This window comes from Blastococcus haudaquaticus (genome assembly GCF_900230285.1).
Classification (GTDB): Bacteria; Actinomycetota; Actinomycetes; order Mycobacteriales; family Geodermatophilaceae; genus Blastococcus_B; species Blastococcus_B haudaquaticus.
In genome coordinates, this window is sequence record NZ_OCNK01000001.1 from 1,242,511 (window position 1) to 1,257,465 (window position 14,955).

14 protein-coding genes and 2 tRNA genes are annotated in these 14,955 nt (G+C 72.0%); 12 read left to right on the forward strand and 4 right to left on the reverse strand.

Features of this window, described 5'->3' with window-relative positions:
* Positions 1-147 precede the first annotated feature (147 nt).
* The 7 genes from gyrB to CRP30_RS06055 all read left to right on the forward strand — a co-directional run bounded on the left by gyrB (position 148) and on the right by CRP30_RS06055 (position 6,735).
* Positions 148-2,181, forward strand: a complete 2,034-nt coding sequence (gene gyrB, locus CRP30_RS06030; RefSeq protein WP_097182942.1) for a DNA topoisomerase (ATP-hydrolyzing) subunit B — start codon at positions 148-150, stop codon at positions 2,179-2,181.
* A 96-nt stretch (positions 2,182-2,277) separates the two neighbouring features.
* Positions 2,278-4,746 carry a DNA gyrase subunit A gene (gene gyrA, locus CRP30_RS06035; protein WP_097182943.1) on the forward strand — a complete coding sequence of 823 codons (2,469 nt, stop codon included), beginning with the start codon at positions 2,278-2,280 and terminating at the stop codon, positions 4,744-4,746.
* A gap of 78 nt (positions 4,747-4,824) precedes the next feature.
* A complete protein-coding gene (locus CRP30_RS06040; RefSeq protein WP_097182944.1) occupies positions 4,825-5,502 on the forward strand; it encodes a DUF3566 domain-containing protein in 678 nt (225 codons plus the stop codon).
* A gap of 197 nt (positions 5,503-5,699) precedes the next feature.
* Positions 5,700-5,773, forward strand: a tRNA-Ile gene (locus tag CRP30_RS06045).
* A 65-nt stretch (positions 5,774-5,838) separates the two neighbouring features.
* On the forward strand, positions 5,839-5,982 hold the full coding sequence (locus tag CRP30_RS22695; RefSeq protein ID WP_200814562.1) for a DLW-39 family protein: 144 nt from the start codon (positions 5,839-5,841) through the stop codon (positions 5,980-5,982).
* Between the two features lie 30 nt (positions 5,983-6,012).
* Positions 6,013-6,085, forward strand: a tRNA-Ala gene (locus CRP30_RS06050).
* Positions 6,086-6,123: 38 nt separating this feature from the next.
* On the forward strand, positions 6,124-6,735 hold the full coding sequence (locus CRP30_RS06055; protein WP_097182945.1) for a hypothetical protein: 612 nt from the start codon (positions 6,124-6,126) through the stop codon (positions 6,733-6,735).
* Here CRP30_RS06055 and CRP30_RS22450 read toward each other — a convergent pair.
* On the reverse strand, positions 6,692-7,315 hold the full coding sequence (locus CRP30_RS22450) for a carboxymuconolactone decarboxylase family protein (protein ID WP_097182946.1): 624 nt from the start codon (positions 7,313-7,315) through the stop codon (positions 6,692-6,694). The two genes, CRP30_RS06055 and CRP30_RS22450, sit on opposite strands and share 44 nt — an antisense overlap.
* A 150-nt stretch (positions 7,316-7,465) precedes the next feature.
* Between CRP30_RS22450 and CRP30_RS06065 the strand changes: the two genes are divergently transcribed.
* Both CRP30_RS06065 and CRP30_RS06070 read left to right on the forward strand, forming a co-directional pair.
* Entirely contained in the window at positions 7,466-7,999 is a 534-nt protein-coding gene (locus tag CRP30_RS06065) for a peptidylprolyl isomerase (protein ID WP_097182947.1), read from the forward strand.
* A 104-nt stretch (positions 8,000-8,103) separates the two neighbouring features.
* Positions 8,104-8,868: a rhomboid family intramembrane serine protease gene (locus CRP30_RS06070; protein WP_097182948.1), complete on the forward strand. Its 765-nt coding sequence runs from the start codon at positions 8,104-8,106 to the stop codon at positions 8,866-8,868.
* Here CRP30_RS06070 and CRP30_RS06075 read toward each other — a convergent pair.
* Complete coding sequence (locus tag CRP30_RS06075) at positions 8,865-9,281, reverse strand: PH domain-containing protein (RefSeq protein ID WP_097182949.1); 417 nt, start codon at positions 9,279-9,281, stop codon at positions 8,865-8,867. The genes CRP30_RS06070 and CRP30_RS06075 overlap by 4 nt on opposite strands.
* A gap of 86 nt (positions 9,282-9,367) precedes the next feature.
* Here CRP30_RS06075 and CRP30_RS06080 point away from each other — a divergent pair, with 86 nt between their 5' ends.
* Positions 9,368-10,528, forward strand: coding sequence for a thiolase family protein (locus CRP30_RS06080; protein WP_097182950.1), 1,161 nt, complete (start codon positions 9,368-9,370; stop codon positions 10,526-10,528).
* A 515-nt stretch (positions 10,529-11,043) separates the two neighbouring features.
* On the opposite strand, the gene crgA is transcribed toward CRP30_RS06080, so the two are convergent.
* Positions 11,044-11,316 (reverse strand): cell division protein CrgA, encoded by a 273-nt coding sequence (gene crgA / locus CRP30_RS06085; protein WP_097182951.1) that lies wholly within the window; start codon positions 11,314-11,316, stop codon positions 11,044-11,046.
* Between the two features lie 128 nt (positions 11,317-11,444).
* On the opposite strand from crgA, the gene CRP30_RS06090 reads away from it, so the two are divergent.
* Together CRP30_RS06090 and CRP30_RS06095 are read left to right on the forward strand one after the other, a co-directional pair.
* Positions 11,445-12,194, forward strand: coding sequence for a DUF881 domain-containing protein (locus tag CRP30_RS06090; RefSeq protein WP_097182952.1), 750 nt, complete (start codon positions 11,445-11,447; stop codon positions 12,192-12,194).
* A gap of 17 nt (positions 12,195-12,211) precedes the next feature.
* Positions 12,212-12,874: an aminodeoxychorismate/anthranilate synthase component II gene (locus CRP30_RS06095; protein ID WP_235003198.1), complete on the forward strand. Its 663-nt coding sequence runs from the start codon at positions 12,212-12,214 to the stop codon at positions 12,872-12,874.
* Positions 12,875-12,947: 73 nt separating this feature from the next.
* Here the strand turns inward: CRP30_RS06095 and pknB are convergent, their stop codons facing one another.
* Positions 12,948-14,867: a Stk1 family PASTA domain-containing Ser/Thr kinase gene (gene pknB, locus CRP30_RS06100; RefSeq protein WP_097182954.1), complete on the reverse strand. Its 1,920-nt coding sequence runs from the start codon at positions 14,865-14,867 to the stop codon at positions 12,948-12,950.
* Positions 14,868-14,955 lie beyond the last annotated feature (88 nt).

Genomic DNA, 14,955 nt, shown 5'->3' on the forward strand with positions numbered 1-14,955 from the left:
GCGTGGACGGCGGCATTCCTGTCGGTGGACCCGGTATCCTCGAGAGCAGAAACCGCCAGCAACCGGCTCAGTGCCGTTGTGCGCCCTCGGCCCCCCTCCCAGCTCCGGGGGGAGCCGCGTGCCGGTTGCGCGAAAGGAAGGCCCCACGTGGTCGCAGCACCGCAGACCGAGAACGCCTACTCCGGCAGCTCCATCACCGTCCTGGAGGGGCTCGAGGCGGTCCGCAAGCGCCCCGGTATGTACATCGGTTCCACGGGTGAGCGCGGCCTGCACCACATGGTGTGGGAGGTCGTGGACAACTCGGTCGACGAGGCACTGGCGGGGCACGCGGACCGGGTCCACGTCACCCTGCTGGCCGACGGCGGCGTCCGGGTCGAGGACAACGGCCGCGGCATCCCGGTGGACGAGCACCCGGTGGAGAAGCGGCCCGCCGTCGAGGTGATCATGACCGTCCTGCACGCGGGCGGGAAGTTCGACGGGAAGAGCTACGGCGTCTCCGGTGGTCTGCACGGCGTCGGCGTCACCGTCGTCAACGCCCTGTCGACGCGGCTGGACGTCCAGGTCTGGACCCAGGGCACCGAGTGGACGCAGAGCTACGCCTACGCCAAGCCGGGCCCGCTGGTGGAGGTCGGCCCGACGAAGAAGCGTGGCACCGCCATCACCTTCTGGGCCGACCCCGAGATCTTCGAGACGACGACCTACTCGTTCGACACGATCAACCGCCGCCTGCAGGAGATGGCCTTCCTCAACAAGGGCCTGACGATCGTCCTGCGCGACGAGCGGCCCGGGCACAGCAAGGTCGAGTCCGGCCTGGCCGACGAGATCACCCTCGCCGAGGCCGCTCCGGAGGCCGGCGCCGAGGAGAAGGCCTTCGAGGCCACCGAGATCACCTACAAGTACGACGCCGGCCTGATCGACTACGTCGGGCACATCAACGCGAAGAAGTCGCCGATCCACAAGTCGGTCGTGAGCTTCTCCGCCGAGGGCACCGGCAAGAACAACATGGCCATGTCGATCGACGTCGCGATGCAGTGGTCCGAGGCGTACTCGGAGTCGGTCTACACGTTCGCCAACATCATCAACACCCACGAGGGCGGCACCCACGAGGAGGGCTTCCGCGCGGCGCTGACGTCGATCGTCAACCGCTACGCCGAGGAGAAGAAGCTCTTCAAGGGCAAGGACGAGAAGCTCACCGGTGAGGACATCCGCGAGGGCCTGGCCGCCATCGTCTCGGTGAAGCTGGGCGACCCGCAGTTCGAGGGCCAGACGAAGACCAAGCTCGGCAACACCGAGGTCAAGGGCTTCGTCCAGAAGGTCTGCAACGAGCAGATCGGGCACTGGTTCGAGGCGAACCCGACCGAGGCCAAGATGATCATCAACAAGGCCTCGTCGGCGGCCCGGGCCCGCCGCGCAGCGCAGGACGCGCGCAAGCTCGCCCGCAAGAACCTGCTGAGCAACAACTCCCTGCCGGGGAAGCTCGCCGACTGCCGCTCGACCGACCCGCGCAACTCCGAGGTCTACATCGTCGAGGGCGACTCGGCCGGCGGCTCGGCCAAGTCCGGCCGCGACTCGATGTTCCAGGCGATCCTGCCCATCCGCGGCAAGATCATCAACGTCGAGAAGGCACGCATCGACCGGGTCCTCAAGAACAACGAGGTCCAGTCGATGATCACCGCCTTCGGCACCGGCATCCACGACGAGTTCGACCTGTCGAAGCTGCGCTATCACAAGATCATCCTGATGGCGGACGCCGACGTCGACGGCCAGCACATCCGGACGCTGCTGCTGACCCTGCTGTTCCGCTTCATGCGCCCGCTGGTCGAGGCCGGCTACGTCTACCTGGCCCAGCCCCCGCTGTACAAGATCAAGTGGGGCGGCAAGACCGGCGACGAGTACGTCTACACCGACAAGGAGAAGGAAGGCGCTCTCCGCCTCGGTGCCGAGGCCGGCCGCAAGATCAAGGACGACGCCATCCAGCGCTTCAAGGGCCTCGGCGAGATGAACGCCACCGAGCTCTGGGAGACCACGATGAACCCGGAGACCCGGGTGCTCCTGCAGGTCACCCTCGAGGACGCCGCCACCGCCGACGAGCTGTTCAGCGTGCTCATGGGCGAGGACGTCGAGGCGCGCCGCAGCTTCATCACCCGCAACGCCAAGGACGTCCGCTTCCTCGACGTGTAACGCCCCCTGCCCCGCACGACCCCGGCCCCGTCCCGGGTCCGCCCTGAGCTTGCGAAGGGTGGGGAGGACGGGGTCCTTCGACTGGAGATCTGAACCGTGACCGAGACACCTGCCCGCGACCGCGTCGAGCCGGTCGACCTCCAGCAGGAGATGCAGCGCAGCTACATCGACTACGCGATGTCGGTCATCGTCGGGCGGGCACTGCCCGAGGTCCGCGACGGCCTGAAGCCGGTGCACCGCCGCGTGCTCTACGCGATGTACGACCAGGGCTTCCGACCCGACCGCAGCTACGTCAAGTGCGCCCGCGTCGTCGGTGAGGTGATGGGTAACTACCACCCGCACGGCGACAGCTCGATCTACGACGCCCTGGTGCGTCTGGCCCAGCCGTGGTCGATGCGGTACCCGCTGGTCGACGGTCAGGGGAACTTCGGCTCTCCCGGCAACGACCCGGCCGCCGCCATGCGGTACACCGAGGCGCGGCTGACCCCGCTGGCCATGGAGATGCTGCGGGACATCGACGAGGAGACCGTCGACTTCCAGCCGAACTACGACGGCAAGAACCAGGAGCCGCTGGTCCTGCCGGGGCGCATCCCGAACCTGCTGATCAACGGCTCGGCCGGCATCGCCGTCGGCATGGCGACCAACATGCCGCCGCACAACCTGCGCGAGGTCGCCGCCGCCGTCTTCTGGGTCCTCGAGCACCCCGACGCCGAGGCGGAAGAGGCCCTCAACGCGTGCATGGAGCGGATCAAGGGCCCGGACTTCCCCACGCACGGCCTGATCGTCGGCCGCGAGGGCATCGACTCCGCCTACCGGACCGGTCGCGGCTCGGTGCGCATGCGCGCCGTCGTCACCGTGGAGGAGGACTCCCGCGGGCGGGTGCAGCTGGTCTGCACGGAGCTGCCCTACCAGGTCAACCCCGACAACCTGGCCGAGGCCATCGCCGAGGCGGTCAAGGACGGGCGCCTGCAGGGGATCAGCGAGATCGCCGACGAGTCCAGCGACCGCGTGGGCCGCCGGCTGGTCATCACCCTGCGCCGCGACGCCGTCGCCAAGGTCGTGCTGAACAACCTCTACAAGCACACCCAGCTGCAGACGACGTTCGGCTGCAACATGCTCTCCATCGTCGACGGCGTCCCGCGGACGCTGCGTCTGGACGAGCTGGTCAAGCTCTACGTCAACCACCAGATCGAGGTCATCCAGCGGCGGACCCGCTACCGGCTGCGCAAGGCCGAGGAGCGCGCGCACATCCTGCGCGGCCTGGCCAAGGCGCTGGACCAGCTGGACGCGGTCATCACGCTCATCCGCAACAGCGAGTCGGCCGACGCCGCCCGCGGCGGGCTGATGGAGCTGCTCGACATCGACGAGATCCAGGCCGTCGCGATCCTGGACATGCAGCTGCGCCGGCTGGCCGCCCTGGAGCGCCAGCGGATCCTCGACCAGCTGGCCGAGCTGGAGCGCGAGATCGCCGACCTCGAGGCGATCCTGGCCAGCCCCGAGCGGCAGCGCCAGATCATCCACGACGAGCTGGCCGAGATCGTCGAGAAGTACGGCGACGACCGCCGCACCCAGTTCGTCGCGAACGACGGCGACGTCTCGATGGAGGACCTCATCGCGGAGGAGGAGGTCGTCGTCACCATCACCCGCACCGGCTACGCGAAGCGGACGAAGAGCGACCTCTACCGCTCGCAGCGCCGCGGCGGGAAGGGCGTCATGGGGGCGGCGCTCAAGCAGGACGACATCGTCGACCACTTCTTCGTGGGCTCCACCCACGACTGGATCCTCTTCTTCACGAACAAGGGGCGGGTCTACCGCTCCAAGGCCTACGAGCTGCCCGAGGCCAACCGCACCGCGCGGGGCCAGCACGTGGCCAACATCCTGGCCTTCCAGCCGGACGAGAAGATCGCCCAGGTCATGCAGATCAAGGACTACGGCGTCGCGCCGTACCTGGTCCTGGCCACGGCCAAGGGGCAGGTGAAGAAGACCCGGCTGACCGACTTCGACTCCCCCCGGCAGGGCGGCGTCATCGCGATCAACCTGCGCGACGGCGACGAGCTGGTCGGCGCGGCGCTGATCGAGGACGGGTCCGACCTGCTGCTGGTCACCCGCAAGGCCATGTCGATCCGCTTCACGGCCGACGACACCGCGCTCCGGCCGATGGGCCGGGCCACGGAGGGCGTCCGCGGCATCTCGCTGACCGACGACGACCGGTTGCTGTCGCTGATGGTCGTGCAGGAGGGCGTCGACGTCCTCGTCGCCACCGAGCGCGGTTTCGCCAAGCGCACCGGCATCGAGAACTACCCGAACCAGGGCCGGGGCGGCAAGGGTGTGCTGACGGCCGACCCCAAGGCCCGGAAGGGCGCGCTCGTCGGCGCGCTCCCGGTGACCCTCGGGGACGAGTTGTACGCGATCACCTCCGGCGGGGGCGTGATCCGGACGCCGGTCAACGGCGTGCGGCACAACAAGGACCGCGCCACGATGGGTGTCAAGCTCATGAACTTGCCGGAGGACGTGTCGATCGTGGCGATCGCCCGTACGACGGACAATGACGAGCCCGACGCCTAATCTGAGCGCAGATGGCAGCGGGTCCGGTCCGGTCCCGCTGGGGAGCGGCGCGCGCCGCCCGGGGATGGGGAGACTGGCATGAGCGACCGGACGCAGGGTTCGGTGCGCACGGAGTCCGCCGCGGTGACCGACGGTTCGACGGGCGCCGGCCCGTCGACGGGCTCGACCGCGGTCGGGGCTCCCCCGGTCACGGCGACGCAGACGATCCCCACGACGGGCAGCCAGAAGGCCCAGGTCCCGACCGCAGGCCCGGCCACGGGCAGCACGCCGGCCGTCGGTCAGCCGGTCGGCGCACCTCCGGTCGGCGCACCCTCGGTCGGCGCGCCGTCCGAGGACACCGCCGCCGCCGGCCGCGCCCCCAAGGGACGGGTCCCGGGGCGGGGCGGCCGCGGTCCGCGGCGGGCCCGTCTGCAGCTGCGCCACATCGACACCTGGTCGGCGCTGAAGATCTCCCTGGTGCTCTCCATCGCGATGTTCTTCATCTGGATGGTCGCGGTCGGGATCCTCTACGGGGTGCTCAACGCCCTGGGCGTGTTCGACACCCTCAACGACCTGTTCGGCCAGATCGGCTCGGCGTCCGGCGACGAGGCCACTGGTGACGCCGTCACCCCCGGTCTGGTCTTCGGCGGCGCCGCGATCATCGGCGCGATCAACATCGTGCTGATGACGGCGCTGTGCACTGTCGGGACGTTCATCTACAACCTCTGCTCCGACCTGGTCGGCGGCCTCGAGCTCACGCTCTCCGAGCGCGACTAGCAGAAGGACCCCGTCGCCCCCCACCACTCGCGGGCTCGTGGCGGGCCCCTGCGACGGTGCCACTCGCCTCGCGGGCTCGGGGCGAGCCTCTGGACGGGGCCGAGCGCCTGCGCGGGACCTTCCGGGCCCCACTCGGTGTGAGGCTCCCCCCTCCCGTCGGCGGCAGCAGGGGGGCAGGTAAGCTTTCCGAGGTTCACGGGCCTGTAGCTCAGCTGGTTAGAGCGCATCCCTGATAAGGATGAGGCCGGAGGTTCAAGTCCTCCCAGGCCCACCCGTGTCCTCGCCGGTCGCAACAGCCTCCGGCGCCGAGTCGTATCGGTCGAGGAGGTACCCCGCGTGCTGAAGAAGCTGGCACTCGCCGCCATCGCCGCCGGGGCCCTGGCCGCCGTGCGCAAGCGCTCGGGCGGCAAGGCCGAGGCGGACCTGTGGCACGAGGCCACCCAGGGTCCCGGCTCAGTGAGCACGCCCACCACCCGCTGAACCACCCGTCCGCCCCGCACGGGACGGTCAGGGGACGTAGCTCAATTGGCAGAGCACCGCCTTTGCAAGGCGGGGGTTAGGGGTTCGATTCCCCTCGTCTCCACAGTCCTCAGCTCCGCCGTTCGCGCTGCGAGGGATGCCATGGACCTCAGGCAGGCCGCCCCCTGGGCCCGCGCCGCTGGTGCGACGGGCATGGCCGCCAACGCACTCCTGGTGGGCTTCTACGCCCTCGAGGCGGGCCGCCGGCCGCGGCGGATCTCCCTCGGCTCGGCCAACGACCTGGTCGGGTCCCTCGGCACGGCGCTCATGCTCCCGGTCGCCGTGGCGGTCAGCCCGGACCGGTGGACCCGGCGCCTCGGCCTCATCTCCATGACGGTCCTCACCATCGCCGGACCGGCCCTGGTCGCCGGCTTCGTGACGTTCCGCAGGCAGCTGCCGGTCGCGCTCGCCGGGTTCGCGGGCCTGTCCGGGTGGGTCGTGCTCACCAGCCGGGCGCACCGGGGCGTCCTGCCCGGGCCGGTGACCCGGCTCGGCTTCCGGTCCGGGGGTGCGGTGCTGGCGGGCGGCTGCACCGCGGCGGCCGGGATGCTGTTCCCCGCCGGCTCCACGGGGCGGCAGGTCGCCCTCGCGGCCGCGGGCGTATCGGGAAGCACCGGCATGCTCGCCCTGCCGCTCTGGTTCCTCCGCCTGGGGGCCGCGGCCGCCGAGGTCACCCCGGCGACGGAGCGGCAGCCGGAGACCGGCCGTAGGTGACCGCCTGGCGCACCGACTCCGGGGCGTCCGTCACCAGTTGCACGTCCGGTCGCGCGCCCAGGGCGTCGTTCACCGTCGAGAAGGCGATCCGCAACGCCACGTACACGGTCATCGACAGGATCTGGGCGTCGTCCAGACCCGCAGCTCGCAGCGCGTCGACGTGGGCCTGCGTCGTGCCGCTCGGATCCCGGGCGAGCTGCCGGGCCCAGCGGGCCAGCGCCCGGTCCTCCGGCTCGAGGGCGCCGTCCTCGCCCCGCAGCACCGCCGCCGCGATCCCGTCGCCGGCCTCGTCGGCGAGGCGTCGCCCCCAGGCGAGGGAGCAGTGCGGGTCGCCGAGGGCCGACGCGGCAGCGGCCACGAGGATCCCCCGCTGCCGGTAGGACAGGCCCGCGTCCGCGGCGGCCTGCCGGAGCTGGTCCGTGAGCGCCGCCTGCGCGGCGGGGCGGTGCGCCCAGGCGTGCGAGAGATTCATGACGTAGCCGGACTCCGCGCGGTCGTCGGCGAACAGCTCCTCGACCGCCGGTCCGGGCGGCGCCGGCCGCAGGAACCCGGTGTCCGGCTGCGTCTCGTCGGTGGTCATGTGGAGCCTCTTCCGGCGCGGGTGACGTCGGCGGGAAACTAGCGCCGACGGCGCACGGAGAGCGAGTGCTCCGCCGCCGGCCGATGTTCCACGGGGAGCCGGAGGCCCACCGGTCGGTCGTGCCCCGCGGAACGGTGGCAGAGTGGAGCCGTGACTGAATCGACTCCCGCCCGCCGCGCGGTGCTGCACACCAACCACGGCGACATCACCGTCGACCTCTTCCCGGACCACGCTCCGAAGACGGTCGCCAACTTCGCCGACCTCGCCGAGGGCGCCCGCGAGTGGACGCACCCCGAGACCCGTCAGAAGACCACCGACAAGCTGTACGACGGCACGATCTTCCACCGGGTCATCTCCGGCTTCATGATCCAGGGCGGCGACCCGCTCGGTCAGGGCTTCGGTGGCCCCGGCTACCAGTTCGGCGACGAGTTCCACCCGGAGCTGTCCTTCGACCGCCCGTACCTGCTGGCCATGGCCAACGCCGGCCCGGGCACCAACGGCTCGCAGTTCTTCATCACCGTCGGCCCCACCCCGCACCTGAACCGCAAGCACACGATCTTCGGCGAGGTGGCCGACCAGGCCGGCCGCGACGTCGTGGACAAGATCGCCGCCGTCCCCACGGCCCGTGGTGACAAGCCGGTCGAGGACGTGGTCATCGAGTCCGTCGAGGTGCAGCGCAGCTGACCGAGCACCAGCCGGCGCCCCCCACCACCTGCTGCTACCGGCATCCGGACCGGCCCACCGGCATCTCCTGCGCGCGGTGCGGTCGGCCCATCTGCCCGGAGTGCATGATCCCCGCCTCGGTGGGGTTCCAGTGCCCCGAGTGCGTCCGGGACGGGAACGCCTCGGTGCGCCCCGTCCGCCGGAGCAGCGGGCTGCAGGTGGCGGGGCGCCGCTGGGGTGTCATCACCCTGGGGCTGATCGCGGCCAACGTCGCGATGTTCCTGGTCACCGCGGTGTCCGCGGCGACCGTCGGCAACTCGCCGGCGGACAACGCGCGATCGCCGGTGTTCGAGGCCCTGTCCCAGTGGCCGTACGGGGTGAACCTGTTCGGCGAGTGGTGGCGGGTGTTCACGGCCGCGTTCCTGCACATCGGCCCGATCCACCTCGCGATGAACATGCTCGCGCTGCTGATCTTCGGCTCGGAGCTCGAGCGGCAGCTGGGCCGCCGGCGCTACCTCGCGCTGTACCTGCTGTCGGCCCTCGGCGGAGCGGTCGCCATCCAGCTGCTGGGCGATCCGCGCGTGCCCGTGGCGGGTGCCTCGGCGGCGATCTACGGCCTGCTGGGCGCCCTGGGCGTCGTCATGCTGGCCAACCGGCAGGACCTGCGCGGGTTGCTCACCCTGCTGGCGATCAACGTGTTCATCAGCTTCCTGCCCGGAATCTCCCTGCTGGGCCACCTCGGCGGGCTGGTCGTCGGTGCGCTGACCGCCGGGATCCTCGTGCTCACCCGGCGGAAGCCCCCGCTGCAGATCACCGCGCTGGTGGTCCTGGCCGTCGTCCTGCTGGTCCTCGCCCTGACCGTCCCCACCCTCACGGTGGTCGATCTCTAGAGCCGCCGCGTCGGGTCCAGCCCGCGCAGCCGGCGGGCGACCTCACCGGGATCGGCACCGAGGTCGCGCCGGCCGAGCACCACGAGCACGCCGTCGTCGTCGACGCCCGTGGCCGTGTCCAGCTCGAGCGTCCGCCCGCGCACCCCCAGCCGGCGGGACTCGCGGACGCTCACCCGCAGGGCTCCCCAGGGCAGGTGCACGACGCCCGTGAGCCTCCGGACGTCGACCCCGTCGGGCCCGGCGCTCAGCCGCGGCCGGATCAGCAGGTCCCGGACGACGAGGGCCAGCACGAGCAGCGCCCCCGCCCCCACCAGCACCCGGCCGAGCGGGTCCACGAGGACGACGCCCAGCGTCAGGCCCAGCCCCACGACGGCGAGCGCGGCGGTCTCGGCGGCTCGGGGGGACCATGTCACCGTCCCAGCCTGCCAGTGCCGCTGTCGTCCTACGATCGGTCAGGGTTGACCGTTCGGGGCCCGGACCGTCGTGGAGGAGTTCGACCATGCGTGATGCCGTCATCTGTGCCGCCGTCCGTACGCCCGTGGGGAAGCGCGGGGGAGGGCTGTCCGGCGTGCATGCCGTCGACCTCTCCGCGCACGTGCTCCAGGTGCTCGCGGAGCGGTCGGGCCTCGACCCCGCCGTCGTCGAGGACGTGTTCTGGGGCTGTGTGAGCCAGGTGGGCGAGCAGACGTTCAACATCGGCCGGAACGCGGCGCTCGCCGCCGGCTGGCCGGAGAGCGTCCCCGGGACGACGATCGACCGGCAGTGCGGCTCCTCGCAGCAGGCCGTCGCCTTCGCCGCGGCGACCGTGATCAGCGGCCAGGCCGACGTCGTCGTGGCCGGCGGCGTCGAGTCCATGAGCCGGGTCCCCATGGGGGCCGCCCGCGGGGACGGCTCGGCGGGCATGCCGCTCGGTCCGCGCTTCCTCGAGCGCTACGACGGGGTGTACCCCAACCAGGGCGTCGGCGCCGAGATGATCGCCGACCGCTGGGGCTTCTCCCGCACCCAGCTCGACGAGTTCTCCCTCGCCTCGCACGAGAAGGCCGCCAAGGCGCAGGCCGACGGCGCGTTCGAGGAGGAGATCGCGCCGGTGACGACGGCCGACGGCACGGTGGTCAGCGCCGACGAGGGCATCCGCGCCGGCGGCACCCTGGAGAAGCTGGCCTCGCTGAAGACGCCCTTCAAGGAGGACGGCGTCATCAGCGCCGGCAACGCCAGCCAGATCTCCGACGGTGCCGCGGCGCTGCTGGTGACCACGAGCGAGAAGGCCCGCGACCTGGGCATGACCCCCCTGGTGCGGATCCACACGACCGTGATGGCCGGGGACGACCCGATCATCATGCTCACCGCTCCGATCCCCGCGACGCAGAAGGTGCTCTCGCGCTCCGGGCTCTCCATCGACGACATCGGGATCTACGAGGTGAACGAGGCGTTCGCGCCCGTGCCCATGGCCTGGCTGGCCGACATCGGTGGCGACCCGGCCCGGCTGAACCCCCGCGGCGGGGCCATCGCGCTGGGACACCCGCTGGGCGGGTCCGGCGCCCGGATCATGACGACGCTGATCCACCAGATGCAGGCCCAGGGGATCCGCTACGGCCTGCAGACCATGTGCGAGGGCGGCGGCATGGCGAACGCCACGGTGCTGGAGCTGCTCGACGCCTGAGCACGGACCACCCGCACGGCCCCCGACCACCGCGGTCGGGGGCCGTCGTCGTTCAGGCCGTCGTCGTCCCCGGGTCTGTGGACGTCGCTCGGGGCGCGGAGACGGAACGGTACCGGCCGTCGTGTCGCCACCCGGTTCCCGAGCGTCACCGGCGCGCACGTCGTCGCAGGTCAGGGCGGGTACTGCGGGGTCCGGGTCACCGTCCCGGGGGCGGCCCCTTGTCGACACGTCCACAGGCGAATGCACAGCTGGGGACAGACTCACACAGGTGTAGTTACCCCCGTGGTGCTCTCGTCCCATCCGTCTCACCCGAGGCATCCGCGCAGGTCAGCGCGGTGCGGGCCCGTTCCGTCTCTCCACACGCGGTGGACAACCCTGTTGGTGGAGCGCCATGTCGACCTGTGGACGGAGCGCGCGTCCGTACACAGCACCGGACGCGGGGACGACAGAGGCCCCCGCCCCCGATGGGGGCGAGGGCCTCGTGTACCCGGCGCTCCTGGCGGAGCGGTCCTGGGTCAGCGCCAGCGCATCGACATGACCAGGCCGGCGACCATGGCGCCGAACCCGATCGCGAAGTTCCACGCCGACAGCGACACCATGAACGGGATCCGGTCACCGGCGACGTAGTAGACGACGATCCACAGCAGGCCGATGAGCATGAGCGCCACCATCAGCGGGGCGTACCACCGGGGGCTGGGCTGGAGGGCCTTCGCCTGGGGTGAGCGCGACTGCAGCACGCTCTCCGGCGGTGTGTAGGCCGACTTCTTGCGCACCTTGGACTTGGGCAACCGACGAACTCCCTTCCGCGGGCCGGGCGGTCACCCCGGCCGGAACTGCCCCCAGCCTAAGCTGCCTGTGGACGGGGCGGCCGAGCGACGCTCTGTTGCCCGCCGTTCGTCACCCCGAGGAGGTGCCCGTGCGCCGCATCCTGCCGGCCGGCCGCCGGCTCTCCCCGTGGACGGCGCTGGTGCCCGTCGTGGCCCTCCTGGCGGGGCTGCTGTTCGCCACGTCCGGGCGGACCGCCCAGGGCACGGACCTGCGGGCCGGCGAGGTGACCGAGCTCTCCGGGCTGATCGACCAGCGCGACGAGCTCATCGCGGGCCAGGAGGACCAGCTGGGCGCCCTGCAGCGGCAGGTGGAACAGCTCACCGAGCAGGCTGCCTCCCGCGACGGTGACGTCGCGGCCGCCCGGAGCGCCGGCGAGGCCGGGGAGCTGTCGGCCGCGCTCGTGCCGCTCACCGGTCCGGGTGTGGTCATCACGCTGGACGACGCCCCCACCCGCCCGGACGGCAGCCTGCCCATGAACGCGCGCCCCGACGACCTGGTCATCCACCAGTCCGACGTGCAGGCCGTGGTGAACGCCGTGTGGGCCGCCGCGGCCGACGGGGTCGCCATCATGGACGAGCGGCTGATCGCCACCAGCGCCGTCCGATGCGTCGGCAACACGCTGCTCCTGCAGGGCCGCACCTACTCGCCGCCGTTCGTCGTCACGGCCATCGCGGACGCCTCGGCGGTGCGGGCGCAGCTGGCCGTCTCGCCGCAGGTGAAGGTCTTCCAGGAGGCGGTCGAGGCCTACGGGCTCACCTTCACCGTGCGCGAGCGGCCCACCGTCGAGCTGCCCGCCTACGATGGCCCTCTGGACCTGCAGTACGCCACCACCGGATGAGAGGACGGACCTCGAGCGTGACCAGCACCTCCGCCGGGCGTCCCGTGCTCGTCGTGGACAACTTCGACAGCTTCGTCTACAACCTGGTCCAGTACCTGGGCCAGCTCGGCGTGCGCTGCATCGTGCGGCGCAACGACGCCGTGGACGTCGACGAGCTCGCCGATCTCGACGTCGCCGGTGTCCTGCTCTCCCCGGGGCCCGGGACGCCGACCGGTGCCGGGGTCACCGTCCCCATGGTGCGGGCCGCGGCCGAGGCCGGCACGCCCGTGCTCGGCGTCTGCCTGGGGCACCAGGCCATCGCCGAGGCGTTCGGCGGCGTGGTGGTCCGGGCGCCGGAGCTGCTGCACGGCAAGACCAGCCAGGTCGTGCACGAGGGCGAGGGTGTGCTGGCCGGTCTGCCCTCGCCGTTCACCGCGACGCGCTACCACTCGCTCGCCGTCGACCCGGCCACCGTGCCCGCGGAGCTGGAGGTCACCGGCACCACGCCGTCGGGGATCGTCATGGCCCTGCGGCACCGGGAGCTGCCGGTCGAGGGCGTCCAGTTCCATCCGGAGTCCGTCCTCACGGAGGGCGGGCACCACCTGCTGGCGACCTGGCTGACCGCCTGCGGGCTCGCGCCCGACCCGGCGGTCGTGGCGGCCGCGTCCGCGACCGCTCAGCGGCTCGCCCAGCCCGCCTGAGGCCCCCGCCCCTCGGCCCCGTCCCGGGTCCCACCCCCGAGCGCGCGAGGAGTGGGGAGGACGGGGTCCTTGCTCAGTCCTCTCCGCCTCCGGCGGCGGCCCGGGCGATGAACAGGGTGATCGCCTGGTCGGCGGGCGCCTCGGTACCGGTCGGGGGGTTGGACTCCACGACCGTGCCGGGGACGTCGTCCGGTTCGGCGTCGACCGGCGTGACGGTGACGGGACCGGTGAAGCCGGCGGACTGGAGCGCCTGCCGTGCCGCCTGCTCCGTGCGGCCGGTCAGGTCAGGCACCTGGAGAGCACCGGGCCCACCCGACACCCGCAGGACGATGCGCGTCCCGGAGCCCGCCGGGCTGCCCGTGCCGGGGTCGGTGCCGACGACCGTCCCGGGCGCCTCGGCCGCGTCGACCTCCTCGGTGCTGATCTGGGCGTCGCTGAAGCCGGCCTGGGTCAGGACCGCCCGGGCGTCGGCCTCGGAGCGGCCGGTGACGTCCGGCAGGTCGATGGTGCCGGTCGACAGGCCGAGGGTGATGGTCTGGCCGGGCGACGCCGACTCGCCGACGGCCGGCTCGACGGAGGCGACGCTGTCCTCGTCCTCCAGCGAGTCGACCTGGCGGGTGTTGATGCTGCCGGTGAAGCCGGCCTGCTCCAACGCCGCGCGGGCCTGGTCCTCGTCGAACCCGATGACGTCGGGGATGCGGATGGCGTCCGGCGCGACGCCGACCACGAGGTCGACCTCGCTGCCCTTCTCGACCTGGGCGCCACCGGCCGGGCTGGACTCCAGCACCGTCCCGACCTGCGTCGGGTCGGTGGTGTCCCGCTCGGTCTCGGTCCCGACGACCAGGCCGGCGTCGGTGAGGTCCTGCCGCGCGTCGGCGACGGGCACGCCCAGCAGGGTGGGCACCTGAACCGTCTGCGCGGTCGGCTGCTCCTGCTCGCCGCCGCTCATGGCGATGGCGATGGCGATGGCGCCGCCGATCAGCAGCACGGCGACCACGGAGACGATGGCGATGAGGCGGCGCTTGCGCTTCTTGCGCTCGAGCTCGTCCTCGTCGTCCCAGCCGTCGTCCTCGCCGTAGGCGCCGCCGGGGCGGGTCGCCGCGAGGATGGTCGTCTTCTCGGCGTCCCCCATGACCGGGGTGGCCTCGACGCGCTGCCCGGCCAGGGCCCGCAGCAGGTCGTTGCGCATCTCGGCGGCCGACTGGTACCGGTTCGCCGGGTTCTTGCTCATGGACTTGAGCAGGATCGCGTCGAGCTCGGCCGGGATCATCGGGTTGATCGACGACGGCAGCTTCGGGTCCTCGCGCACGTGCTGGTAGGCCACCGCGACGGGGGAGTCGCCGGTGAACGGGGGAGCCCCGGTCACGAGCTCGTACAGCATGCAGCCGAGGGAGTAGACGTCGGAGCGGGCGTCGACGCTCTCGCCCCGCGCCTGCTCGGGCGAGAGGTACTGGGCGGTGCCGATGACGGCGGCCGTGGAGGTGATCGTCGCCGCGGAGTCGGAGACCGCCCGCGCGATGCCGAAGTCCATCACCTTCACCGTGCCCTGGGGCGTGATCATCACGTTCCCGGGCTTCACGTCCCGGTGCACGATGCCGTTGCGGTGGCTGAAGTCCAGGGCGCCGCAGATGTCGGCCGAGAGGCTCATCGCGCGCTCGGGCGAGAGCCGGCCCTCGCGACGCAGCACGTCGCGCAAGGTCTCGCCCTCGACGTACTCCATGACGATGTAGGGCGTCGCCCCGGTGCTGGTGCGGTCCTCGCCGGTGTCGTAGACGGCGACGATCGCCGGGTGGTTCAGGGAGGCCGACGCCTGTGCCTCGCGCCGGAACCGCACCTGGAAGGACGGGTCCCGGGCCAGGTCGTGGCGGAGCACCTTGACGGCCACCTCGCGGCCGAGCCGCAGGTCACGCCCCCGGTGGACCTCGGCCATGCCGCCGCGGCCCAGCACGCCACCGATCTCGTAGCGCTCGCCGAGCACCTGCGGCGTGGTCATCGGAGGTCCTCTCGGGCGGGGCGGTGCGTCGTCCGGGCGCGGGCCTCGGCGAGCGGGCGGGCACCCCGCGGTGCGGGGTCTCCGGCGG

Coding starts and splice junctions, on each gene's coding strand:
- CRP30_RS06070 (WP_097182948.1), top strand. CDS start 8,104: ATGATCCCCGCCTCGGTGGGGTTCCAGTGCCCCGAGTGCGTCCGGGAC.
- pknB (WP_097182954.1), bottom strand. CDS start 14,867: ATGACCACGCCGCAGGTGCTCGGCGAGCGCTACGAGATCGGTGGCGTG.
- CRP30_RS06055 (WP_097182945.1), top strand. CDS start 6,124: ATGGACCTCAGGCAGGCCGCCCCCTGGGCCCGCGCCGCTGGTGCGACG.
- CRP30_RS22450 (WP_097182946.1), bottom strand. CDS start 7,315: ATGACCACCGACGAGACGCAGCCGGACACCGGGTTCCTGCGGCCGGCG.
- CRP30_RS06080 (WP_097182950.1), top strand. CDS start 9,368: ATGCGTGATGCCGTCATCTGTGCCGCCGTCCGTACGCCCGTGGGGAAG.
- CRP30_RS06040 (WP_097182944.1), top strand. CDS start 4,825: ATGAGCGACCGGACGCAGGGTTCGGTGCGCACGGAGTCCGCCGCGGTG.